A 23,422-nucleotide genomic window follows, 5' to 3' on the forward strand; every position below is an offset into this window, starting at 1 on the left:
GGAATTGCGGGGCTCAGCGCAGGCCGAGCAAGGTATTGATTTGCTGTTGATCAACCGGCGCACCGGCGAAGTCATCAAACACCTTGTCGGTCACGTTGATGATGTGATCACGAATAAAGGCGGCACCTTCGCGGGCCCCATCCTGTGGATGCTTCAGGCAGCACTCCCACTCCAGCGTGGCCCAACCGTCGTAACCGTGCTGCGTCAGCCGGGAGAAGATGCCCTTGAAATCCACCTGGCCGTCACCCAATGATCGGAAACGTCCGGCGCGCTCGGTCCATGACTGATAACCGCCGTAAATGCCCTGCCGCCCGGTCGGATTGAATTCGGCATCCTTGACGTGGAACATGCGAATGAAATCCTTATAAATATCGATGTAATCCAGATAGTTCAGCTGTTGCAGCACGAAGTGGCTCGGATCGAACAGTATTTGGCAGCGCGGGTGTCCGCCAACACGCTGATGGAACATTTCAAAGGTCACGCCGTCGTGCAGGTCTTCACTGGGGTGGATTTCATAACACAGGTTCACCCCCTGTTCATCGCAGGCGTTGAGCACCGGCAGCCAGCGTTTGGCCAACTCATCGAACGCGGTTTCGATAAGCCCCGCCGGGCGCTGCGGGAACGGGAATAGATAAGGCCAGGCCAGCGAACCGGAAAAGGTGCCCATTTCGGTCAGGCCCAGTCGCGCTGAGGCTTTGGCCGCCAGCAGCAGTTGCTGGTGCGCCCACTCACTGCGCGCCTGCGGGTTGCCATGCAATGCCGGTGGCGCAAAGCTGTCGCACAATGCGTCATAAGCCGGATGCACCGCCATCAGCTGACCGAAAATGTGGGTGGTCAGTTCGCTGACTACCAATCCCTGCTCCGCCAGCATGCCGATCAGTTCGTCGCAATAGGTCTGGCTTTCCGCCGCGGTGGCCAGATCAAACAGTCGGCTGTCCCAGGCGGGGATCTGCAGGGCTTTAAAACCGGTTTCTGCCGCCCATTGAGCGATAGCCGGCAAGCTGTTGAATGGGGCAGCGTCGTCACTGAATTGGGCGAGATGCAGGCTTGGACCTTTCAGGGTTTTCATCGTAAATTCCTATTGTTTGTCGATTGACAAACAATAGGCTTAAATGAATCTCTCAGCAAGCGAATTTTAAAAACTCGTTGGTATTACAATAGATTTAAGCGATCCTGTTTCGCTGAGGGACAGGCAACCAGGAATTGATTAATGGCAGGCAGACCGCGCGAATTCGACCGTGAGCAGGCGTTACTGAAAGCACGAGATTTATTTTGGCGTCAGGGGTACGAAGGCACCTCGATGTCGGATTTGGTGACCGAACTGGGCATCGCTTCCGCCCGTATCTACAAGGCGTTCGGCTCGAAAGAGTTGCTGTTTCGTGAAGCCATCGAAAGTTACGAAAGCCATGAAGGCGGATTTGCCGATCGCGCATTCAGTGAAGAAAGCAGCGTGCGCCTGGCGATAAAACGCATGCTGGACGATGCAGTGGCGCTCTACAGCCGCGCAGACCTGCCGCAGGGGTGTATGGTGGTTTCCTCTGCCGCCAGCGTCAGCGACGAAAACAGCGGGATCAAAGCCTGGCTGGCGGAACATCGTCTGCTTCGCACCCAAGGCATTATTGATCGCCTGCACGCCGCCGTCGCCAGCGGTGAACTGCCGCCCGATACCGATGCCGATGCTCTTGGCGACTATTTCGCCGCCTTCCTGCACGGGTTGTCGATTCAGGCGCGCGATGGCGTCAGCCGGGCAAGATTGGAAGCGGCGGTCAAAATTGCGCTCGCCACGTTGGATTGATCACTCCGGCAAATCAAAAATCACCAGGGTGCCCTGGCTGCCCGCCAGCACCCGATGCGGCACGCCAGCGGCGGCCTGATACAGTTGCCCGGCGTTAACCGTGATTTCCTCACCCTGCACTTCAAGCCGCAGTTGCCCGGCGATCACCAGCAATCCTTCATGGTAATCGTGGACCTCTTCGGCAATCTCACGCTGATCCATCCGCAACACTTTGATATTGGCCGCGCCTACCTGCCCAAGTACGCTGGAACGCCATGCCTGCGGCAAATCGGCGGCCAGCGCGGTAAGATCGAATAATGACATAAGCCCTTCATCAGCAAGCAGCGCCCTTCGCTGCCACGGCAATTTACTCCCTCGTGCTCCGACGGCTAAATAACCTTTGCTTTTAACCTATAGCCAGACGGATCAAACCGGCACCCGACGGCTGATCTCCACCACCTGATCGCTGGGCAAATAATAATAATCCGTCACGTGCATGCCGTTGCGCACCATCAGCGCAAAAATATTGCGCTGCCAGGCCGGCAATCGGTCGCGGGCTTCACGGCGCACCACGCTTTCATGGCCCAGGTAATAGGTAGCATCGTCAAAGTTCAGCCCGGTTTTCTGCGCCTCCGCATGCTGTAATAAACGCGGAATATTGGGTCGTTCCATAAAGCCATAGCTGGCTACCGCGCACCAGAAACCCGGCGACTGTTGCCGCATCACCAAACGTTCGGCGTTTGCCACCCGCGGTTCGTTAACAATCATGATGTGCAGCGCCAGCACATTGGCGTGCAGCGAACCGTTGCGTTTAACCTGCCATCTCATCACCGGCGGTGTACCATTTAACGTTCGGGTCAGAAAAATGGCCGTGCCTGGCACCCTTGGGATGTTACGTTCTTCAAGATGCGCCAGAAAATCCGCCAGCGGCAGGTTCTTTTCCCCCAGCGTGCGAGAAGCCGCCAGCACCCCGCGATGCCAGATTAACATCACGCCATAGACCAGCGTGGCCATCAGCAACGGGACATAACCGCCCTGCATGACTTTGCTGAGGTTAGCCAACAGGAAGCTGAGATCGACGATAAAAAAGCCGCCGGCAACCAACAGGCTGGCGAGCGTTCCCCAACGCCATACTTCGCGCATAGCCACAAACAAAAGCCCGGTGGTCATGATCATGGTGAGAGAAACCGCAATGCCGTAAGCCGCGGCCAGATTGTCGGAAGACTTGAAAAACACCGTCAGAAAAACCGTCACCGCCATCAGCAACCAGTTGATGGCACCGATATAGATTTGCCCGTAGCTCTCCTCAGTGGTCTGTTTCACCCGCAAACGCGGCAACCAACCCAGTTGGATTGCCTGACGAGTCATGGAAAAGGCGCCGCTGATGATCGCCTGACTGGCGATAATGGTGGCCAAGGTCGCCAGGATCACCAGAGGGATCTGCAGCATCGGCGGGCACAGGCGGAAAAAGATGTTTTGGGTGACGTCGGCGCCGGAGAGGATCAACGCGGCCTGGCCGGCGTAGTTCAGCAGCAGGCTGGGGAAGACGATACCAAACCAGGCCAGCCAAATCGGCTTTTTGCCAAAGTGCCCCATGTCGGCATACAGCGCCTCTGCGCCGGTGACGCAGAGAAACACCCCACCCAGCACTAAAAAGCTGGTCAGCCCGTTGGAAAACAGAAAGTGGATGCCGTACAGCGGATTCAATGCCATCAGCACCGCCGGATGCTGAACGATGCCCCAAATACCCAGCACCGCGATAGAGAAAAACCACAGCGCCATGATAGGCCCAAAGACTTTACCGATACGCGCGGTCCCTAACGGCTGAATGGCAAACAAGCTCACCAGGATCAGCACCGCCGCAGGCAAAATATAGGGTTTCGACTCGGGCAGTACGATGTTCAGCCCTTCCAACGCCGACAGCACCGAAATCGCCGGGGTAATGGCCCCGTCGCCGTAGATCAGCGCCGCACCGAACAGACCGGCAAACAGCACCATCGGCCGGGCCTTTTTCTTGCTGACCAGTAACGACATCAACGCCATAATGCCGCCTTCACCGCGGTTATCGATGCGCATGGCAAACATGGCGTATTTCAGCGAGGTGACGATCACCAGCGTCCAGAAAATCAGCGACAGCAGGCCCAGGATCACCGGCGCGGACGGCGCATCCCCCGAGAGATAGAGCACGGTTTTCAGGGTGTATAACGGGCTGGTGCCGATATCACCAAACACTACCCCCAGTGCGCCACCGGCCAACAGCGGCATGCTTATTTTCGGCGTCTGTTCCTGTTCATTCCCTGTGCTCATCGAAGTTTCCTGAATAAGCCATTACGATTTATTCAGGATAGTCAATTCAGGCGGTTAGCGCGTGCCGATATTGTGGGAGAACCTTCACTTCCCCGCCTCTTTCAGCAGCCAGCGCTGCAAGTTCAACCCTTCTGGTGACAGTTCATTGTCTTGCCGCACGCACAGGTAGTAATCGCGCCCATCGTCAATCGCCAGATCGAACAACTTAACCAGCTCACCGCTGTTGAGATAGGGTTCGATCAGGGGTTCACGCATCAGCGCACAGCCCAGGCCCGCCTGCACCGCCGCCAACGTTAGCAGACCGTCTTCAAACATTGGGCCGGTACTGCGCAGCGGTCGTTTGACACCGGCTGACTGAAACCACTGCATCCAGGTAGCGCGCTCTTCGTCGTGCAGCAACGGCAAAGGTGCAAGTTGCTCCGGCGTGTCCAACAGCCCGTGCAGCTTGATAAAGCTGCGGCTGCATACCGGCACCATTTTGCCGGACATCAGTTTTTCACTGCGATAGCCGCTCCATTGCCCCGCACCAAAGCGGATAGAGATATCTGCGGCATCGCTGAGGTAATTGCGATGATTGGCATACACCACGTTGATATCTATCTCGGGATTTTCGCGCAGAAAGCCGCGCAGTCGCGGAATGAACCAGCCCATGCCGAACAACGGGATCAGGCTGATGGTGACCTGCCGGGAAGCCGACTGCTCGCGCACCTGCTCGGTTGCCTGACGCAATACGTTAAATGCCGAGCGGATAGAACGGTAATAGTCCCGTCCTTCGCTGCGTAATATTAACCGGCGCCCCTGGCGTTCGGTCAGCGGCATTTGCAGAAAGGCCTCCAGCGTTTTGAGCTGATGGCTCACCGCCGAAGGCGATATTTCCAGCTCAAGCGCCGCGGCGCTGATGCTCCCCAAACGCGCGATAGCCTCAAATGCCCGCACGGCGCGCAGCGGTGGATCATTGGGTAACGACGCATTGTATTGTTCTGTTTTTTTCATATGTTGACTATTTTGCTGAAAAATCGCCGCTGATTAAAAATTAATATACAAATAAATCAAACAATTAAAAACACACATTTTCTGTATAAGAAATTATTTTTCCGTATTTTACAATTTTTTTTAATTCTCTACTGTGAGCTTCCTGAATCATTATTTTTCGGGACTCCTTCCTATGGATACACTGGTACAGCAGACCGTCAACGGACTGATGCTTGGCAGCATTTATGCATTGATTGCCCTGGGTTACACCATGGTGTACGGCATTCTGCGCATCATCAATTTTGCCCACGGCGATGTGCTGATGGTCGGCGCGCTGAGCGCGTTGTCCGCCATCGGTGTGTTACAACATCATTTCCCGACGCTATCACCTTACGTCACGCTGTTGCTGGCGGCGCTGATCGCCATGGCGGTCTGCTCGCTGGTATCGATGAGTATTGAGCGTCTGGCCTATCGCCGTCTGCGCAATGCCCCGCGCCTGGCACCGCTGATCAGCGGGATTGGCGTTTCTCTGCTGCTGCAAACGCTGGCGATGCTGATCTGGTCACGCAATCCCTTAATGTTCCCGCAACTGTTGCCCATGGAGCCCATCGCCCTGACGTCTGGCAGAGCCAACCACGCGCCGGCAGTGATCACCGGTACCGGTATTGCCACGCTGGCTATCGCGCTGCTGGTGATGGCCGGGCTGCTGCTATTGGTCGAACACTCGCGCTTTGGCCGCGCCATGCGCGCCACGGCGGAAAACCCGCAGGTTGCCGGCCTGATGGGCATAGACCCCAACCGCATCATTGTTCTGACGTTCGCCCTCGGCGGTGCTTTAGCGGCCGTGGCGGGCATCATGATGGCCAGCAACTACGGCAATGCCGGTTTCTCCATGGGGTTCCTGCCGGGCATCAAAGCCTTCACCGCCGCCGTATTGGGCGGTATCGGCAACCTGCGCGGCGCCATGCTCGGCGGCCTGTTGCTGGGGTTGTTCGAGTCGCTGGGCACCGGTTATCTCGGCGAACTGACCGGGGGCACCTTCGGCAGTAATTATCAAGACGTTTTCGCCTTCCTGATATTGATCGCCGTATTGGTATTTCGCCCATCCGGCCTGCTGGGCGAACGCGTCGCCACCCGCGCCTGAGGATACAAGATGACTGTTTTGACTCACCTACAGCAAACCGATTCCCCTGGCCGCGCCAGACTCGGCGTGGCGCTGTTTATGCTCGGCCTGCTGCTTGCCCCCTGGGTGGCCGGTGCCGCCGGTGGTAACTACTGGGTGCGGGTGATTGATTTTGCCTTGCTCTACCTGATGCTGGCGTTAGGGCTGAACATCGTGGTTGGCCTAACCGGTTTGCTGGACATGGGGTTTATCGCTTTTTACGCGGTAGGCGCCTACCTGACCGCTCTGCTGTCGTCACCCCACCTGATCGAGCAGTTTCCAATACTGTTGCAGTGGTTCCCCGATGGGTTGCATTTGTCGATCCTGCTGCTGATCCCGCTGGCGGCAGTATTGGCAGCGCTGTGCGGCATTCTGCTGGGCGCACCGACGCTGCGACTGCGTGGAGACTATTTGGCGATCGTCACCTTGGGCTTCGGCGAGATCGTCCGCATTCTGATGCGCAATCTGGACCGGCCGCTGAACATCACCAACGGCCCCAAAGGGATCTCCGGCATCGATCCGGTTTCACTGTTTGGCCTGAAGTTTTCGGGTATGCATCAGTGGTTCGGTTTCCGCTTTTCGTCACTGTACCTCTATTACTACCTGTTCGCCGCCCTGCTGCTGCTGATCCTGTTTATCTGTCTTCGTCTGCAACACTCACGGGTGGGTCGGGCCTGGACCGCCATCCGCGAAGATGAAGACGCGGCACGGGCGATGGGCATCAATACGCGTAATTTCAAGCTGTTGGCATTCGCTATCGGCGCCACTTTTGGCGGCATCGCCGGCGCTTTATTCGCAGCATTTCAAGGGTTTGTCTCACCGGAGTCCTTTACGCTGCAAGAATCCATCGCGGTACTGGCGATGGTGGTATTGGGCGGCATGGGCCATATCCCCGGAGTGATCCTCGGCGCCTTGTTGCTGGCCGCCTTGCCTGAACTGCTGCGCAGCACCATGGGGCCGCTGCAACAGGCCCTGTTCGGCCAGGTGTGGATCGATCCGGAGATCATCCGTCAGCTGTTCTACGGGCTGGCGTTGATTCTGGTGATGCTGTATCGCCCGGCAGGCCTGTGGCCCGCACGTCATCCACAGGGGGCCACTTTATGACGCCGCTTCTCACGCTCAGTCACGTCAGTAAACGCTTTGGCGGATTAACCGCGGTGGACAATGTCAGTATCAGCATCCGTCAGGGAGAGATTTACGGCCTGATTGGCCCCAACGGTGCCGGCAAAACCACCTGCTTCAACCTGATCACCGGTCTGTACCGCGCCGACAGCGGCGAATTCCGCCTGCATGATCAACGCTACAAGCCGCAGGCTATCGATAAGGTGGCACAGGCCGGTATCGCCCGCACCTTCCAAAACCTGCGCCTGTTCAATGAGATGAGCGTGCTGGAAAACGTGATGGTCGGCTGCCACTTGCGCACCCGCAACGGCCTGTGGGCAGCGATTTCACGCCATCGGCGCGCCCGACAGGAAGAACAGGCCACGCGGGAAAAATCCCACGCGCTGCTCGACTACGTCGGCATCAGTCAGTTCGCGCATTATCGCGCCGGCGATCTTTCCTATGGCCACCAGCGCCGGCTGGAAATCGCCCGGGCATTGGCGACCGAGCCCAAATTGTTGGCGTTGGATGAACCCGCCGCCGGGATGAACGCGGCCGAAAAAGTGGCACTGCGCGATCTGCTGCTACGCATTCGAGACAGTGGCAAAACGCTGTTGCTGATCGAGCATGACGTCAAGCTGGTGATGGGGCTGTGCGACCGCATGACGGTGCTCGACTACGGCAAAGTCATCGCCGAAGGCGAACCGGCACAGGTAAGGCATGAGCCCGCGGTGATCCGCGCTTATCTGGGAGGCGCTGCCCATGTCTGAGCCCTTACTCAGCGTTAAAAATTTAAAAGTGTCTTACGGCGGGATTCATGCGGTGAAAGGCATCGATTTTACGGTGAACAGCGGCGAACAGGTGACGTTAATCGGCGCCAACGGCGCGGGCAAGACCTCCAGCCTGCGCGCTCTGACCGGCCTGCAGCCGTTTGAAGGAGAAATCCTGTTCGACGGCCTTTCCATTCGCGGCGTACCCCCGCATCGCTTGCTGCAGCAGGGGCTGGTGATGGTGCCGGAAGGCCGCGGGATTTTCGCCCGCATGACGGTATTGGAGAATCTGCAGCTTGGCGCTTATTCACGCTCTGACAAACCGGCGGTTCGACTGGATTTGGAGCAGGTTTGCGCGCTTTTCCCTCGCTTGCGCGAACGGCTGCGTCAACAGGCCGGATTACTTTCCGGTGGTGAGCAGCAGATGGTGGCGATCGGTCGTGCGCTGCTGAGCCGCCCGCGCCTGCTCATACTGGATGAGCCTTCTATGGGCTTGGCGCCTATCGTGGTTGAGGCCATTTTTGAGGTTATCAAACGCCTGTCGAGTGACGGTGTCACGCTACTGTTGGTTGAACAAAACGCCAGGCTGGCGCTGGCGTCGACCGATCGCGCTTACGTACTGGACAGCGGCAATCTGAACCATAGCGGCCGCTCTGCCGACCTGCTGGACGATGAAAAAATCAAACAAGCCTATTTGGGCGAATAACCGTTTTTACTTTTAACCACACCGGGAGTTTTACATGCACAACATAACTCGCTTCAAGCCGCTGGCGTTGGCCGCCGCTATTCTGGTCAGCCTGGGTGCCGCCTCGTCGGCGCTGGCCGATGAAACCATTCTGATCGGCCTGGCCGGTCCTTTAACCGGCCCTTCCGCCCGTATTGGCAAAGATTTGGAAAACGGCGCTCAGTTGGCGATCGCCGATGCCAACGCCCAGAAACCCACGCTGAACGGTAAAGCGGTCACCTTTAAATTGTTGTCCGAAGACGATCAATCCGATCCGCGCACCGCCGTAGCGGTAGCACAACGTCTGGTCGACGAAGGCGTGGTCGGTGTGGTCGGCCATTGGAACACCGGCACCAGCATTCCTGCGGCGCGTATTTACCACGACGCCGGTATTGCCCAGGTTGCGCCGGTCGCCACCGGCCATGGCTATACTCAACAAGGGTTTGATACCAGCTTCCGCGTCATGGGCCATGACGACGATGGCGGTAATTACGCCGGGATCTATGCCGTCACACAGCTAAAAGCCAAGCGCATTGCGGTGATTGACGACCGCACCGCGTTCGGGCAAGGACTGGCGGATGAATTCATCAAGTCGTTGGCGGCTCAGGGTATCCAGCCGGTGGCGCGTGAATATGTCGACGACAAGACCGTCGACTTCAGCGCGGTGCTGACCACCGTGCGCAGCAAGAACGCCGATTTGATCTTCTTCGGCGGCGTAGACTCACAGGCAGCGCCGCTGGCGCGCCGTATCAAACAGTTGGGCATGAACACCCCGCTGATGGGGGCCGGTGGCTTCGTTAGCCAGACCTTCCTGACGCTGGCGCAGAAAGAAGGCGAAGGCGTTGTAGCCCTGGAGCCTGGCTTACCGCTGGAGCAAATGCCCGGCGGCAAAGCCTTTGAGCAGGCCTATCGCGACCGCTATAAAACCCATATCGAACTGCATGCGCCGTTCGCCTACGACGCCACCCGGGTACTGATTGCCGCCATCGAGCAGGCGGGATCCGCCGATCCGGCCGATTATCTGCCGAAGCTGCGAGCCATTCATTATCAGGGCGTCACCGGCACCATTGCATTCGATTCGCAGGGCAACCTGCAACAGCCGAGCTTCACCCTGTACCGGGTGGTTGACGGCAAATGGCAGCCGCAGACCGTATTGGGCGGCGCAAAAAAACAATAAAAATCCGCAAGCAATGAGGAGCAAGGTGATGAGCGATGCAAAAAACGAGTTGGGTATTCTGGCACGGCGCCGCATAGAAGCGGAAATCATCAAACCGATCTACCAGATTCTGGTGCGCGAAATCGGCAAAGAGCGCGCCCAGGCGGTGATTGGCGAAGCCATCGAAAATGCCGCCATTGAAGCCGGCAAAAACTTCGCCGCGCAGGAGCCGAATGGCGCGGATTTGCAAAGTTTCGCCGCCTTGCAGTACCTGTGGGAAAAAGACGATGCGCTGCAGGTGAAGGTGATCTACCAGGACGAGCAGCATTTTGACTATGACGTCACCCGCTGTCGCTATGCCGAGATGTACCATCAGATGGGGCTGGGTGAGATCGGCCATCTGCTGTCCTGCGCGCGCGACAGCCAGTTTATCGTCGGCTACGCGCCCGAGGTCGAACTGCAGCGCACCCAGACCATCATGTCCGGCGCGCCCTGTTGCGATTTTCGCTATGCCACCAAAGCGCAGGGAGAAAAAAAGTGACGCATCGAGTAAACGGAGAACGCCTGTGGCAAAGCCTGCTCGACATGGCGCAGTTCGGGGCTATCCCGAAAGACGGCGTGACCCGGCTGGCCCTAAGCGAAGAAGACCGCATGGCGCGCAACCAGCTGCGCGAGTGGGCCCTGGAGGCCGGCTGCAGCGTACGCATCGACCGCATGGGCAATATGTTCCTGCGCCGTGAAGGCACTCGCCCGGATCTGGCCCCGGTGGTCACCGGCTCCCACGTTGACTCCCAGCCCAACGGCGGCCGTTTCGACGGCATTTACGGCGTGCTGGCCGGGCTGGAGGTGATCCGCACCCTGAACGATCGACAAATCGCAACCGAACGTGCGGTGGAAGTCATTAACTGGACGAATGAAGAAGGCGCACGCTTTGCGCCGGCAATGATCTCTTCTGGGGTATTTGCCGGCGTGTTCGAGCTGGAATACGGCCTGTCGCGCCAGGATGTACAGGGCACCAGCATCGGCGAAGCCTTGCAGCAAATCGGCTACGCCGGCGAGCATCCGGTGGGCAACACGCCGATTCACGCCGCCTTTGAGCTGCACATTGAGCAAGGGCCGATCCTCGAAGCGGAAAACATTGAGATTGGCGTGGTGACCGCCGCACAGGGGCAGCGCTGGTATGAACTGGAGATCACCGGGTTCAGCGCCCATGCGGGTACGACGCCGATGGATAGACGGCGCGACGCCCTGCTCGGCTTCGCCGCCATGGTCAAGGCGGTCAATGATATCGGTAACGACTTTATGCCGGATGCCCGTGCCACGGTAGGTATGGCGCAAATCACACCCAACTCCCGCAACGTGGTGCCGGGCAAGGTGTTTTTCAGCGTCGAGTTCCGCCACCCGCAAGAGGCCGTATTGGCGCAGATGGAACAACGTTTGCTGGCTGCGGTGGCCGAAGTGGGCGTCGATGGGCTAAATGCCCATGCCGAGCGTATATTCCAATATCAGCCGATACGTTTTGATCCAGCTTGTATCGACAGCGTGCGGCAGGCCGCCAAGACCCTGGGCTATTCGCACCGGGATATGGTTTCCGGTGCCGGTCATGACGCCTGTTACCTGAACCGGGTAGCCCCTACGGCGATGATATTTATCCCCTGCGTGGACGGCATCAGCCACAACGAACTGGAAAACATCTCCCCGGCGTGGTCGACCGCCGGTGCCAACGTGTTGCTCAATGCCATATTGGCGCAAACTCACGCCTGATCCCCTGGCTCCGGCCTGTTTGTCGGAGCCAGAAAAAATATTCAACAAACTGGTTGAATATCAGCCTGCCTGTTCTATATTCAACCATATGGTTAAATTATCTTCCTCACAGCTGGACGCCATTTTCCATGCGCTCTCCGATCCGACACGCCGCGCAATATTGCGGTCGTTGGCCGGTGGCGAGCACAGCATTGGCGAACTGGCCGCGCCGTTGCAGATGTCGTTTGCCGGCGCTTCCAAGCATATCAAAGCACTGGAGCTTGCTGGGCTGGTGCAGCGTACCGTGCAGGGAAGAAACCATATCTGCCGGCTTGAACCCGAGCCTATGGCGCAGGCCATGCAATGGCTGCAAACCTACGAGCATTTCTGGACTGAGCGGCTGGACGCGCTGGAAATAGCGCTGCTGCAACCGGAACCGAATCCTCCCAAGGAGTGAACCATGAACGACTACGGCATGATTATTGAAACCGGCACGCTGCGTATTCAGCGGCTGCTGCCCGGCCCTATCGAACGGGTCTGGGCCTATCTGACGGAATCCGACAAACGCGCCACCTGGCTGGCCGCCGGCGAAATGAAGCTGGAAAACGGCGCCCAGGTAGAGCTGGTGTTTCGCAATTCCGATCTGACCGGCGAACACGAGCAAACGCCGGCCAAATATAAGCACCTAAGCTGCAGCGTCAGCAACGTCGGCCATATCACCTGCCTTTTCCCACCGCGGCTGCTGAGTTTTACCTGGGCTGAACAGGGGCAAAGCCGCCCTTCCGAGGTGACCTTCGAACTGACCGAACAGGGCAAAGCCGTGCTGCTGACGGTCACCCACCGTCGCCTGGCCAACCGTGATGAAATGCTCAGCGTGGCCGGGGGCTGGCATACCCACCTGGATATCCTGGTCGATCGTCTGCACAATCGTCAGCCGCAGCCGTTCTGGAGCACTCACACTCGCCTGGAAGAAGAGTACCGGGCCAGACTGTGATCAGCCTTCATCCCGGCGTCTGAAAGCCAGATAGCCGGTAACCAGCGTAAAGCCGCCGACCAGCAACACCAGCAAAACAAAGCCGTGGTGGTTGCTGGCCAGCGGGATCCCCCCCACGTTCATGCCAAAGAAGCCGGCGACGATATTGATTGGCAGTGCCAACACGGTGATCACCGTCAGGGTGTAGAGCGTGCGGTTGTTCTGTTCCATCTGCTTGGCGCCTATCTCTTCCTGTAACAAGCGAATGCGTTCGGTCAAGCTGGCGAGATCGTTTAGCACCACCGTGAACTCTTCGGTAAATTGCCGCAGATCCTGTACCACGTCCCGGCTCAGCCAGGTCGGTGGCCGGTTCAGCAAACGAAACAGCGCCGCGGGCTCCGGCGCCAGCAGACGCTGAAAACGCAGCAGCATGCGGCGCATTCTGCCCAGTTCGGTGCGGTTGCGTTTCACATGGTTGCTCAGCAGGCGATCTTCAATGGTATCGACGTACTGGTTGGCCTGCCGCACCACCTGCTCCAGCACCTCTTCCTGCTCTTCCAGCAAATGCGCCAGCAATTCGGTAGAAGACGCCAACTGCAGCGGCCCCAGCCGGCCCAGCAGCCGCTCAATCAAACGCAGCGGTTTGTGCCGCACCGTGACCACCAGGCCGCTACGGCAATACAGCCATAGCGTCGCAATCTCCGGGTTGTTCTCTTTCGGGTGGAAGATTACGTCATTGAGCACCGCGAACAGATCTTCTCCCTGACGCTCTATGCGCGTGGTATGAGAACCGTGGCGGATCTCGTCAAAGAAAAACTCAGAAATCTCGAAGTGGTTTTTTAGCCATTTTTCCGCCGCGGCATGATTCAGGTTGAGATGCAGCCAGATAAATCCCTCCCCCGGCGACAGCGTCTGATAGGCCTGGCAGGCCTGCTGCGAAGAGACCCGCTGCGGTGGCTCTGACGTACGAAAAACGTGGCCGTAAATCAGCCCGGTGACCTCATCGTCAAAATCAAGTTTGTGTAATTTTTCCGCAACCGTTTGAGCCATAAACCTTTGTCCCGAATAACCGCACGCATGAATTAATCAATCTCAGTCTTTATATCAACCTTTAAATGCCAACGTTAATTATTTTCACTGTTCCCGATGATTAATATTAGCGTCATAAAAAAGTCACATTATTTCCCAATACTTTGATGGCAACACCGTACAGCACCGTCAGTAATCTAATGAAGCCTATCGGGAAGGTCCTTTATGAGCGATAACAGCGCCGTTCAAGCGGGTGCGCCATCTGCGTCAAGCCTGCCAAAAATCTACCAAAAGAACAGTCGACTCACTGTTCTTTTTTTTATTTTATTATTAGTGCTGGGGATAGCTTTTGCTGGCGTAAATCTATTTAACGACGTCAGCGATGCCGGCGCGGTTTATACCAGTTACGTTCCGTTTCTTTTATTGGGAATGGCGTTATTGATCGCGCTCGGCTTTGAATTCGTTAATGGTTTCCACGATACCGCCAATGCGGTAGCCACCGTGATTTATACCCATTCCTTGTCGCCGATGGTGGCCGTGGTTTGGTCGGGGTTCTTTAATTTTCTCGGCGTTTTGCTCTCCAGCGGCGTGGTGGCCTTCGGCATCATTTCGCTGCTGCCGGTTGAACTGATCTTGCAGGCCGGTACCGGCAACGGGTTCGCCATGGTCTACGCCCTGCTGTTCTCGGCGATTATCTGGAACCTCGGCACCTGGTGGCTGGGGCTGCCTGCGTCATCATCGCATACCTTGATAGGCTCGATCATCGGCGTAGGGGTGGCTAATGCCCTGATCCACGGCCGCACCGGCACCAGCGGCGTCGACTGGGGGCAAGCCATTAAAGTGGGGTATGCCCTGCTGCTTTCACCGGTGATCGGCTTCGTATTTGCCGCCTTGCTGCTGCTGGCGCTGAAGGTCTTTGTTAAAAACCGTCAGTTGTATACCGCCCCCAAAAATGACTCGCCGCCGCCGTTGTGGATCCGCAGCCTGCTGATCCTCACCTGTACCGGCGTTTCCTTTGCTCACGGCTCCAATGACGGGCAAAAAGGCATGGGCCTGATCATGCTGATCCTGGTCGGTACCATGCCGATTGCCTATGCGCTGAACCGTTCGATGCCGCCGGAGCAAATCCCCCGCGTAGCAGCATTGGCGGAAGTGACAAAAAACCAACTGCTGCAACAGTTCCCAGCGGTCAGTCAGGTTCCTGCGCGTGAAGTCCTCACCGGCTATGTTCGCACCAGCGAGTTGACGCCGGAGGTGGTGCCTGCCCTGGCCCAACTGACCGGCGCCATCGGCGATCAAATTCGCCAGTACGGTTCGGTCGACAAAATCCCTGCGCAGGCGGTATCCAACACCCGAAATGATATGTACCTGACGTCGGAGGTCATTAAGCACCTGAAGACGGAAAAACAACTTCAGATCCCCGCTGACTCGCAACGCAATCTGGACGCACTGAAAGGCGAACTGGACAGCGCCACCCGCTTTATTCCGTTCTGGGTCAAGGTGGTGGTAGCGATAGCGCTTGGGCTGGGCACCATGGTCGGCTGGCGGCGCATCGTGGTCACCGTCGGCGAGAAAATCGGGAAAAGCCACCTCACCTATGCGCAGGGCGCCAGTGCCGAGCTGGTGGCGATGACCACTATCGGGGCGGCGGACGCCTTCGGCCTGCCGGTTTCCACCACCCACGTTCTTTCATCCGGCATTGCCGGGACCATGGCGGCCAACCGCTCCGGCCTGCAAATGTCCACCCTACGCAATCTGCTGATGGCCTGGGTGTTGACGCTGCCAGCCTCGGTGCTGCTTTCCGCCGGGCTCTACTGGATCTTCACCCATTTTTAAAACCGGGCTAACACGGAGAATCAACTATGGCTATGCATGAATTTAATCACGACGACACCTTCAACCAGCGCCTGCTGCAGGAATTCTACGACAGCTATGACGAAGAGCTGGAAATGGAACTGGACGACCGGCGCTTTGACGACACAGAGGTGGACAGCGACCAGAAAAAAGCCTGGCGCAAACAGTATTTTCGCGAATTGCTGCGACTGCAGGGTGAATTGGTCAAACTGCAGGACTGGGTGATGCGTACCGGCCACCGTCTGGTGATCATCTTTGAAGGCCGCGATGCCGCCGGCAAGGGCGGTGTGATCAAACGCATCACCCAACGTTTGAACCCGCGTACCTGCCGTGTGGCCGCGCTGCCCGCCCCCAACGATCGCGAACGTACCCAGTGGTACTTCCAGCGCTATATCGCGCACCTGCCGGCCGCCGGCGAAATGGTGTTGTTCGATCGCAGCTGGTACAACCGTGCCGGAGTGGAAAAAGTGATGGGCTTTTGCAACGACGAAGAATACGAAGAGTTTTTCCGCAGCGTGCCGGAATTCGAAAAGATGCTGACGCGCAGCGGCATTCAAATCGTCAAGTATTGGTTCTCGATCACCGACGATGAGCAGGAACTGCGTTTCCTCAGTCGCATTCACGATCCGCTCAAGCAGTGGAAGCTCAGCCCAATGGATTTGGAGAGCCGCCGCCGCTGGGAGGATTACACCGAGGCCAAAGAAGTCATGTTAGCGCGCACTAACATTCCTGAGGCGCCATGGTGGGGGGTTCAGGGTGTCGACAAGAAAAAGGCCCGGCTGAACTGTATCAGCCATCTGCTTAAGCAAGTGCCCTACGAAGAAGCCGAAGGCAACGTGATCACCTTGCCGCCACGCAAACGCAGCCCGGACTACAGTCGCAGCCCGGTGCCGGATAATATGGTCGTGCCAGAAGTGTATTGATGCCCTGCCAGGGAGGCGCATAACCGCCTCCCTGCCTTCCCCTCACGCCAGAACGTTACCGCTGAGTTTTCAGATCCGGAAGGGTCACCTTATTTTCTCCACATTTGCTGTGCAGACTCTTGCTGATATTTTTTCATCAGTCAGGAACGTAGTCACGGTTGCCATGCATTTATTGAATTCCCTTTTTCGCTTTTCCACCTCAGGTTTCGGCGTCATTTTGATTCTCACGCTGCTGTTGGTTCAGCCCTCTGCGCAGGCTGCTGCGCCGCTGGCGCTTCACTCTGCTTCGGTATTGGTGGTCAATCAGCGTACCGGTAAAACGCTGTATCAGAAACAAGCCAACCGCGTGTTGCCGATAGCTTCGCTGAGCAAATTGATGACCGCCATGGTGGTATTAGACAGCAAACGCCCGCTGGGCAACCCGATAAAAGTCACTCCTGCCGACCGCGATCTGCTCAAGAAGACCCATTCGCGCCTGACCCTGGGCTCCATTCTCAGCCGGCGCGATATGCTGCACATCGCCCTGATGTCATCGGAAAATCGTGCGGCGGCCGCGTTGAGCCGCGGCTATCCCGGGGGACGAAAAGCCTTTGTGGCGAAAATGAATCAGAAAGCACGCAGCCTCGGCATGAAACACGCCCGTTTTTACGATCCGACCGGCCTGACGCCGCGCAACGTTGCCAGCGCCAGGGATCTGCTGAAAATGGTGAATCATGCCTACCGTTATCAGACCATTCGCCGTTTCAGCACCGACAAGCAGCAAATCGTCCGTCCTGGTCGGGGCCAGCTGGTTTATCGCAGTTCCAATGGGCTGATCAACAATCCGGCCTGGAAAATTCAGCTGCAAAAGACCGGTTTCACCAACGAAGCCGGCCACTGTCTGGTGATGCGAACCCTGATCAAGGGGCAGCCGGTGGTGATCATCCTCCTCGGCTCAAAGCAGCGCTACGGCCACTACAGCGACGCTATTCGCCTGAAGGCCTGGCTGGAGTCCTGATGTGAATCGGGCGCGTCAACCACGCGCCCCTTTACCACTCCGCGCATATCTAAATCCGTTTTTTATCAATGGAATATCCTATCTCTAATCAATATTACGCCGCTGGTGTTCTGCATGGTATTTGTCATCAATCATCGATGATAAAGGAACAGGAAAATGGCTTATGCCCTGAGCGTGTTGGAAAAAAGTCCGATTGCCGAAGGAGAAAGCGCCGCCGAGGCGCTCAAACGCACGCTGCATCTGGTACAGCAGGCGGAAGTTTGGGGATACCGCCGTTTTTGGCTGGCGGAGCATCACAATACCCCGCAGCTGGCTTGCCCTTCCCCTGAAGTGCTGATTGCTTACTTGCTCGGACAAACCTCACGGATCCGTATCGGCTCCGGCGGCGTCATGCTGCAGCATTACAGCGCTTATAAGGTGGCGGAAAACTTCAATCTGCTGGCCACGCTGGCACCGGGCCGGGTTGATTTGGGCGTGGGAAAAGCGCCTGGCGGGCTACCGCTCTCGACTCAGGCGCTGCAGGCCGCGCACGATCAGCAGAATAAGCCTGACTTCCCTAAACAGCTCGCGCAGCTAAATGCCTATCTGAACGATGATGCACAGCCCGGCCTGAGCGCAACGCCACAGCCGGTTCAGCCGGCGCAACGCTTTCTGCTGGGCGCCAGCAACGAAAGCGCACAACTGGCCGCCGAACACGGCTGGGCCTTCGTGTTTGCCGCTCATCTCAATGGCAACCCGGAGGATATCCGGCGGGCGCTTGCTCATTACAGTGAGCAAAGCGGTGGCCGAAAAGCCCTGTTGGCGGTGGCAGCGATCGTCGCCGACAGCGAAAGCCAGGCCAAGGATCTGGCAGCCGGGATCCAGCAGTATCGTGTCCACGTGACCGGCGGGCAAAGCGTGACCGTCGGCAGTCTGGAGCAGGCGGAAAGCTTTGTGCAACAGGCTGGCGCTACCGATTACCGTATCGAACCGCGCGAAAGCCACATACTGCTGGGGACCGCCCGGCAGGTGCGTCAACAGCTGGATCAGTTACACCAACAGTACGGCGTAGAGGAGTTTGTGATTGATACCCCGATCAACCAGCCTGCCGCCCGCCTCGTCTCTCTGCAATTGCTGGCGCTAGCGGGTGATGCTGTTTGATTCAGTTAACCACGGTGCCGGCACCGATGGCGACGGCCAGATCCTGAGCCAGCGTTTCCAGCTGCGCCGGCTCAAGGTTAGCCAGGCTGATGCGGATCGCCGGGCCGCTTTTCAGACGGAAGGGCTCGCCGCTCTGCACCAGCCAGCCACGCTGCGCCATCATTTGGCTGGCGGCGGCTTCTGAACGCACCGGCAACCAGATATGCACTCCCTCTCCCGGCGACACCGGCACGCCGGTCAATGCGCGCAGCCGCTCGGACAAATCGTCACGCCGCTGCTGATAAGTTTGCTGCGCCCGTGCAAACAGCCCCTCTTGCTGGGCCTGCGTCCACAGTTTAACGGCAATCTGCTGCAGGATATGGCTGACCCACCGTTCACGAATGTATTGATCCGCCCGCATGGTCTGCAGCAGCTGCGGCTTGCCGCAGGCCAGCGCAATACGCAGATCCGGGCTGAGGAACTTGCTCAGCGATAACACATACAGGCCATTGTCTGCGGTAAAGGGCAAATGCAGCGGCCGCTGCGACAGCGGTCCCCAGAAGTCATCGACGATCGCCAGACAGCCCGGGTTTTGCGACAGGAATTCCCGCCAACTCGCGGCCCGGCCCGCGCTTAATGACATGCCGGTCGGGTTCTGTGCCCGAGGCGTCAGGATCACCGCGGCTCCCAGAGGTGCGGCCTCTTTTTCCGGTAAGCGGCACCCTTGTTCATCAACCGGTAACGGCAAAGGCTTCAGCCGCAGATGCCGCAACAGCGTCAGTAGCGGTGGCCAGCAGGGATCTTCCACCCACACCGAGGCTCCCGGCGCCGCATGGATACGCAACGCCTTTTCGATAGCGTCCAGCGCGCCGGAAAACACCGCCGGTTCCCCCAACTCTGCGCCCTGCTGGCTCAGCCAGTCTCCGGCAAGCCGACATAACGCCGGTAAATCCCCGCTGACGTCATAACCGGTCTGCTGTGGGAAAACGTCTTCGGCGCCCAGCGACAGGGCCGGCAGCAGCGTGGCATCCAGATTACCACTCGCCAAATCCCCCATTCCCTCAGGCACTTGCCGAACATTGCGCACCGTCATTAAAGGTTGCTCAAGTACCTGAGTACCGGCACGCCCGCGGGTAGCCACCAAACCGGCATCACGCAGCTTGGCATAGGCGCTGGCGACGGTATTGGGGTTGACCCCCAACTCGCCGGCCAATTGACGCACCGGCGGCAGCAGGTCACCCGGCTGCAGATCACCCTGCTTTATCTGCGTGCTGATCTGTTCAGCAATCTGGACAGCGCTGCCGCCTTTTGCATACAATGAGCTCATACATAAAACCTTTTTGTATTAGTTCAAAACAGATTACCTGTTTCGAACGGAAAAGTTAAGGGGTAAAGATGGAAAAACATTACGTACTGGATATTAAACAGGGCGGGAAAGCCTTCGGTCGCTTGCAGATGTTCACGCCATGGGCTGCCGATCAGCTTCAGCAGGCTCAGGCGCTGTTCCCTGCCGATCAGGGCTACCAGTTGAGTATCAGCCAGGTCAAAGAGCGCCGGATAATTTATCAAAGCGGCATTGGCGGCATCACCATCCTGGGCGATACGCTGGAACTGGAACCTTACCCTCATAGCCAAGAGGTACCACAACAATGAAAAAAGTTGTCGCGATCCGACATGTGAATTTTGAAAACCTCGGCATTCTGGGCTCACTGCTGTCATTGCGTGGCTATCAGATTGATTATTTCGACGCGGGCCGTGACGACATCCGCACCATCGTTAACGAGGATACCGACCTGCTGGTGGTGCTGGGCGGGCCAATCAGCGCCGCTCAGCACTTTGCCGGTCAGCAACACTATGCGTTTCTCAACGATGAGTTAGCACTGGTTACCCAGCGTCTCCAGCAAAAACGGCCTACGATCGGTGTCTGTCTCGGCGCGCAGGTGATTGCCCAGGCACTGGGCGCCGAGGTCGTTTCGCTTGGCGTGAAAGAGATCGGTTACGCTCCCTTAACCTTGACGGATAACGAAGACTCGGTGCTGGCGCCACTGGCATCCACGCCGGTGCTTCACTGGCACGGCGATATGTTTATGATCCCCGAAGGCGCGACCCGCCTGGCGGGCACCGATATCTGCCCTAATCAGGCATTTGAGTATCAGGATTTCGCCCTTGGGCTACAGTTCCATCTGGAAGCCGATCACCGCGATCTGGAACGGTGGCTGGTGGGACATGCCTGTGAACTGGAGCTGGCCGGCATCGTGCCGCAGCTTTTGCGCCAACAGGCCGCGCGTTACGGCACAGAATTGGAGCAACGCGCCCGCCAGGTATTTACGCGCTGGTTGGATAAAATCGAACCAAGGAAGTGATAGATGCAACAAATTTCTCAATTACAGCCGCCGCAGATTGATGTCATCAGTATTCAATCTCAGGTGGTGTATGGCAGCGTCGGCAACGGGATAGCCTACCGCACGCTGTTGAAAAAGGGGCTGGAAGTGCTGCAGGTTCCCAGCGTGCTGTTCGGTTGTCCCCCTTATTACGGTGCGCCCAGCGGCGGCGTGATCTCCGCCGAATGGTTCGGCGGTTTTCTGGCGGATTTGCTGGCCCGCGGCGTGATGAATCGCACCCGGGCGGTGATCGTCGGTTATCTGGGCAATGTCGACCAATGCCATATTCTGGATACCTGGTTACAGCGCGTGCGCGCGATCAATCCGCAGATAAAGATTTATATCGATCCGGTGATGGGCGATTACGGCGAAGGGGTTTATGTCGATAAGCGCATTGTCGATTGCTACCGCTCCCCCTTCCTGCAATTGGCCAATGGCCTGACCCCTAACGGCTTCGAACTGGAGCAGCTTTGCGGTCACCCTCTGACCACTCAGGAACAGACGCGGCAGGCCGCACAGGCGTTGCTCAATGACACCACCGAGTGGGTGTTGGTGACCAGCGCACCGGGCGTGGCGGAAAACGACGATCAACTGGGGTTACTGCTGGTCAAGCACGACGAAGTGCAAAGCTATACCCACCCCAGAATTCAATCAAAGGTCAAAGGCACCGGGGATATGTTCGCCGCGTTGCTGGTCAGCCATCTGCTGCACGGCAAAAGTCTCGATGAGGCGATCGTGACCGCCGGGGGGGAAGTTTGTGATGTTCTGGCGGAAGCGGAGCATTTCGGCCTGGAGGAAATTGGCAGTCTGCGCGCCTTGAAATAGGCCGGGAGTGACGGGGCAGCCAGCTGCCCCTCGCGTCTTGGTTAGCGTTTTTTCTTTTTGTTGAAGTCCAATTCAAACGCAAACACCGCACTCTGAATTTTTCTTTCCATGGCCAAACCCAGTTTCATAAAGCGGCACGACAGGCGTGAAAAATGCACCATGTTGTCGTCGTCATCCAGCTCATGATCGTCGTTGATCACCACCAGCTCCATATTGACCTTGAAACTGCCGTAGCTGCCAAGATCCAACAACGCTTTTTTGAACTGGAAGCCGGGCTGTAGGTTTGGCGGTAACGGACCGTCAACGCGCAGCCCTACACCACCGGCGGACAGATCGTGGATCCTCAGCTGATATTCACTGCCATCGGCGTATTCACCACTGCACAAAAACTGGCGCCAGTGAGGGGTAGTCACACGGAACTGACGGCGGCGCTGGATGTAAACCAGCTGCTTCGGCAATTGGGTTGAACAGACATTGACGCCCTGCTGCTCGATGAATTCGGCCCGACCTACGGAGAACTCGATCTTCGCATCATGGCTTTCAATCACGATGGTGTATTCGCCATCAACCGTCGCATCCACCTCATCGCCGCTAAACACGATGTTGTCCGGCCCGACGCTCAATAACAAACTCTGAAACTGCTGCTTCTCATTTACGACCCGTAGCGGCGTGCGTTGTTTACAAATCTCACGCAGAATCGCCAGTACTTCAAAGCGCTCCTGCTTGATAAACAATCCGTTATCATTCTGCTCCACTTGACGCTCCTGGCACTTCCCAATGACGTTGACACTTTCCTTACAGTTATCATCACTGGGAATATTCCTAAAGTCAAATTTGCCAGCGATGCCAGGCTTGCGGTAACAGTCTGGCGAAGCGTTCTGCCCAGGCCTGTTGACCTTGTTGATCGGCAAGCAGATCCTGGCGGATCTCGATACCGACATAGGGCAATTGCCGGCGCTCAGCATGCACCGGCAGGGTGTAGTCCGTCGTGTCGGTCATGGCATAGGGCTCGTTGATGCCCACCTGCAAATCCCCTTCTTCACGCAGCAGCTCAGCCAGCAACAACGCGAACTCCGGCTGACGGTTGAACAACAGTCCGACCTGCCACGGGCGCGCGTTGCCTTTAAACACCGGCGTAAAGCTGTGCATGGCAACGATCGCCGTCGGCAAGCCGCTACGCTGGCGCGCATCCAGGCTGTCGGTTATCGCCTGATGGTAAGGCAGAAAAATTTCATGCTCGCGCGCCAGCGCCTGTTCGGCCACAATGCCCACGTTGCCGGGGATCGGCGTCAACTCGGACAGTTCTGGTATGGAACTGGGGATGCCGGGTGTCCGATTACAGTCAATAACCAAACGCGAATAGCGCTGATGAATCAGCGGCGCGTCCAGCTGGCGACTAAGGTGACGTGAAACGTTCAGTGCGCCGATGTCCCAGCCAATATGACGGTCTATTTCGCCGGGCGGCAGCCCAAGATCGCCCAATTGCTGCGGTATTGCCTGCCCGGCGTGATCGCAAAGCAATAAGAAGGGCGCGAGGCCTTTTGGCGTTTCAATCGCGACGGCGGCGGGATCTTCGGCGGACAACAAAAACGGGGCGAACGGCTGTGGCATG

At 57.6% G+C, this 23,422-nt stretch carries 25 protein-coding genes; 17 read left to right on the plus strand and 8 right to left on the minus strand.

Annotation, left to right across the window (positions count from 1 at the left end; genetic code table 11):
- Positions 1–13 precede the first annotated feature (13 nt).
- Complete coding sequence (locus AC1RKG_RS02875) at positions 14–1,069, minus strand: sugar phosphate isomerase/epimerase family protein (protein ID WP_020827013.1); 1,056 nt, start codon at positions 1,067–1,069, stop codon at positions 14–16.
- A 141-nt stretch (positions 1,070–1,210) separates the two neighbouring features.
- Between AC1RKG_RS02875 and AC1RKG_RS02880 the strand changes: the two genes are divergently transcribed.
- On the plus strand, positions 1,211–1,795 hold the full coding sequence (locus tag AC1RKG_RS02880) for a TetR/AcrR family transcriptional regulator (protein ID WP_122079444.1): 585 nt from the start codon (positions 1,211–1,213) through the stop codon (positions 1,793–1,795).
- Here the strand turns inward: AC1RKG_RS02880 and AC1RKG_RS02885 are convergent, their stop codons facing one another.
- From AC1RKG_RS02885 to AC1RKG_RS02895, 3 genes are all read right to left on the minus strand, one after another.
- Positions 1,796–2,098: a cupin domain-containing protein gene (locus AC1RKG_RS02885; RefSeq protein WP_048758784.1), complete on the minus strand. Its 303-nt coding sequence runs from the start codon at positions 2,096–2,098 to the stop codon at positions 1,796–1,798. It lies immediately after the preceding gene.
- A gap of 102 nt (positions 2,099–2,200) precedes the next feature.
- Positions 2,201–4,081 (minus strand): potassium transporter Kup, encoded by a 1,881-nt coding sequence (locus AC1RKG_RS02890; RefSeq protein WP_115058755.1) that lies wholly within the window; start codon positions 4,079–4,081, stop codon positions 2,201–2,203.
- Between the two features lie 84 nt (positions 4,082–4,165).
- Positions 4,166–5,074 carry a LysR substrate-binding domain-containing protein gene (locus AC1RKG_RS02895; protein ID WP_046373462.1) on the minus strand — a complete coding sequence of 303 codons (909 nt, stop codon included), beginning with the start codon at positions 5,072–5,074 and terminating at the stop codon, positions 4,166–4,168.
- Between the two features lie 172 nt (positions 5,075–5,246).
- On the opposite strand from AC1RKG_RS02895, the gene AC1RKG_RS02900 reads away from it, so the two are divergent.
- The 9 genes from AC1RKG_RS02900 to AC1RKG_RS02940 all read left to right on the plus strand — a co-directional run bounded on the left by AC1RKG_RS02900 (position 5,247) and on the right by AC1RKG_RS02940 (position 12,703).
- Complete coding sequence (locus AC1RKG_RS02900) at positions 5,247–6,197, plus strand: branched-chain amino acid ABC transporter permease (RefSeq protein WP_493181972.1); 951 nt, start codon at positions 5,247–5,249, stop codon at positions 6,195–6,197.
- 9 nt (positions 6,198–6,206) lie between these two features.
- Positions 6,207–7,319: an ABC transporter permease subunit gene (locus AC1RKG_RS02905; protein WP_493181973.1), complete on the plus strand. Its 1,113-nt coding sequence runs from the start codon at positions 6,207–6,209 to the stop codon at positions 7,317–7,319.
- Positions 7,316–8,086, plus strand: a complete 771-nt coding sequence (locus AC1RKG_RS02910; RefSeq protein WP_493181975.1) for an ABC transporter ATP-binding protein — start codon at positions 7,316–7,318, stop codon at positions 8,084–8,086. Before AC1RKG_RS02905 ends, AC1RKG_RS02910 begins: the two co-directional genes overlap by 4 nt.
- Entirely contained in the window at positions 8,079–8,792 is a 714-nt protein-coding gene (locus AC1RKG_RS02915; RefSeq protein WP_493181977.1) for an ABC transporter ATP-binding protein, read from the plus strand. The genes AC1RKG_RS02910 and AC1RKG_RS02915 overlap by 8 nt, the downstream gene beginning before the upstream one ends.
- A 34-nt stretch (positions 8,793–8,826) precedes the next feature.
- Entirely contained in the window at positions 8,827–9,987 is a 1,161-nt protein-coding gene (locus AC1RKG_RS02920; RefSeq protein WP_020827022.1) for a branched-chain amino acid ABC transporter substrate-binding protein, read from the plus strand.
- Between the two features lie 28 nt (positions 9,988–10,015).
- Positions 10,016–10,507 (plus strand): L-2-amino-thiazoline-4-carboxylic acid hydrolase, encoded by a 492-nt coding sequence (locus AC1RKG_RS02925; RefSeq protein ID WP_493181979.1) that lies wholly within the window; start codon positions 10,016–10,018, stop codon positions 10,505–10,507.
- Entirely contained in the window at positions 10,504–11,730 is a 1,227-nt protein-coding gene (locus tag AC1RKG_RS02930) for a Zn-dependent hydrolase (RefSeq protein ID WP_259218657.1), read from the plus strand. The genes AC1RKG_RS02925 and AC1RKG_RS02930 overlap by 4 nt, the downstream gene beginning before the upstream one ends.
- A gap of 88 nt (positions 11,731–11,818) precedes the next feature.
- Positions 11,819–12,166, plus strand: a complete 348-nt coding sequence (locus AC1RKG_RS02935; RefSeq protein WP_020827025.1) for an ArsR/SmtB family transcription factor — start codon at positions 11,819–11,821, stop codon at positions 12,164–12,166.
- Between the two features lie 3 nt (positions 12,167–12,169).
- Positions 12,170–12,703, plus strand: coding sequence for an SRPBCC family protein (locus AC1RKG_RS02940; protein WP_046373455.1), 534 nt, complete (start codon positions 12,170–12,172; stop codon positions 12,701–12,703).
- Here the strand turns inward: AC1RKG_RS02940 and AC1RKG_RS02945 are convergent, their stop codons facing one another.
- Positions 12,704–13,732 carry a transporter gene (locus AC1RKG_RS02945; RefSeq protein WP_020827027.1) on the minus strand — a complete coding sequence of 343 codons (1,029 nt, stop codon included), beginning with the start codon at positions 13,730–13,732 and terminating at the stop codon, positions 12,704–12,706. It lies immediately after the preceding gene.
- A gap of 204 nt (positions 13,733–13,936) precedes the next feature.
- On the opposite strand from AC1RKG_RS02945, the gene AC1RKG_RS02950 reads away from it, so the two are divergent.
- The 4 genes from AC1RKG_RS02950 to AC1RKG_RS02965 all read left to right on the plus strand — a co-directional run bounded on the left by AC1RKG_RS02950 (position 13,937) and on the right by AC1RKG_RS02965 (position 18,625).
- Positions 13,937–15,547 (plus strand): inorganic phosphate transporter, encoded by a 1,611-nt coding sequence (locus tag AC1RKG_RS02950; RefSeq protein ID WP_020827028.1) that lies wholly within the window; start codon positions 13,937–13,939, stop codon positions 15,545–15,547.
- Positions 15,548–15,573: 26 nt separating this feature from the next.
- Positions 15,574–16,488 carry a polyphosphate kinase 2 gene (ppk2, locus tag AC1RKG_RS02955; RefSeq protein ID WP_493181981.1) on the plus strand — a complete coding sequence of 305 codons (915 nt, stop codon included), beginning with the start codon at positions 15,574–15,576 and terminating at the stop codon, positions 16,486–16,488.
- A gap of 163 nt (positions 16,489–16,651) precedes the next feature.
- Complete coding sequence (gene pbpG / locus AC1RKG_RS02960) at positions 16,652–17,485, plus strand: D-alanyl-D-alanine endopeptidase (protein ID WP_400826616.1); 834 nt, start codon at positions 16,652–16,654, stop codon at positions 17,483–17,485.
- A 156-nt stretch (positions 17,486–17,641) separates the two neighbouring features.
- Positions 17,642–18,625 (plus strand): LLM class flavin-dependent oxidoreductase, encoded by a 984-nt coding sequence (locus AC1RKG_RS02965; protein ID WP_493181983.1) that lies wholly within the window; start codon positions 17,642–17,644, stop codon positions 18,623–18,625.
- Position 18,626: 1 nt separating this feature from the next.
- On the opposite strand, the gene AC1RKG_RS02970 is transcribed toward AC1RKG_RS02965, so the two are convergent.
- On the minus strand, positions 18,627–19,931 hold the full coding sequence (locus AC1RKG_RS02970; protein WP_493181985.1) for an aminotransferase class I/II-fold pyridoxal phosphate-dependent enzyme: 1,305 nt from the start codon (positions 19,929–19,931) through the stop codon (positions 18,627–18,629).
- Between the two features lie 68 nt (positions 19,932–19,999).
- On the opposite strand from AC1RKG_RS02970, the gene AC1RKG_RS02975 reads away from it, so the two are divergent.
- From AC1RKG_RS02975 to pdxY, 3 genes are read left to right on the plus strand one after another with little or no spacing between them, the layout of a single operon-like run.
- Positions 20,000–20,257: a hypothetical protein gene (locus AC1RKG_RS02975; protein WP_048758766.1), complete on the plus strand. Its 258-nt coding sequence runs from the start codon at positions 20,000–20,002 to the stop codon at positions 20,255–20,257.
- The gene (locus AC1RKG_RS02980) at positions 20,254–20,967 is read left to right on the plus strand and encodes a glutamine amidotransferase (RefSeq protein ID WP_046373448.1); all 714 of its coding nucleotides are present in this window, start codon (positions 20,254–20,256) and stop codon (positions 20,965–20,967) included. The genes AC1RKG_RS02975 and AC1RKG_RS02980 overlap by 4 nt, the downstream gene beginning before the upstream one ends.
- Before the next feature lie 3 nt (positions 20,968–20,970).
- A complete protein-coding gene (gene pdxY, locus AC1RKG_RS02985) occupies positions 20,971–21,810 on the plus strand; it encodes a pyridoxal kinase (RefSeq protein ID WP_046373447.1) in 840 nt (279 codons plus the stop codon).
- A gap of 41 nt (positions 21,811–21,851) precedes the next feature.
- Here the strand turns inward: pdxY and AC1RKG_RS02990 are convergent, their stop codons facing one another.
- Both AC1RKG_RS02990 and AC1RKG_RS02995 read right to left on the minus strand, forming a co-directional pair.
- Entirely contained in the window at positions 21,852–22,565 is a 714-nt protein-coding gene (locus AC1RKG_RS02990) for a flagellar brake protein (RefSeq protein ID WP_020827036.1), read from the minus strand.
- Positions 22,566–22,638: 73 nt separating this feature from the next.
- On the minus strand, positions 22,639–23,421 hold the full coding sequence (locus AC1RKG_RS02995) for an N-formylglutamate amidohydrolase (RefSeq protein WP_493181988.1): 783 nt from the start codon (positions 23,419–23,421) through the stop codon (positions 22,639–22,641).
- Between the last annotated feature and the right edge of the window lies 1 nt (position 23,422).

It is taken from the genome of Serratia sp. GW822-FHT06D09 (assembly GCF_058799515.1).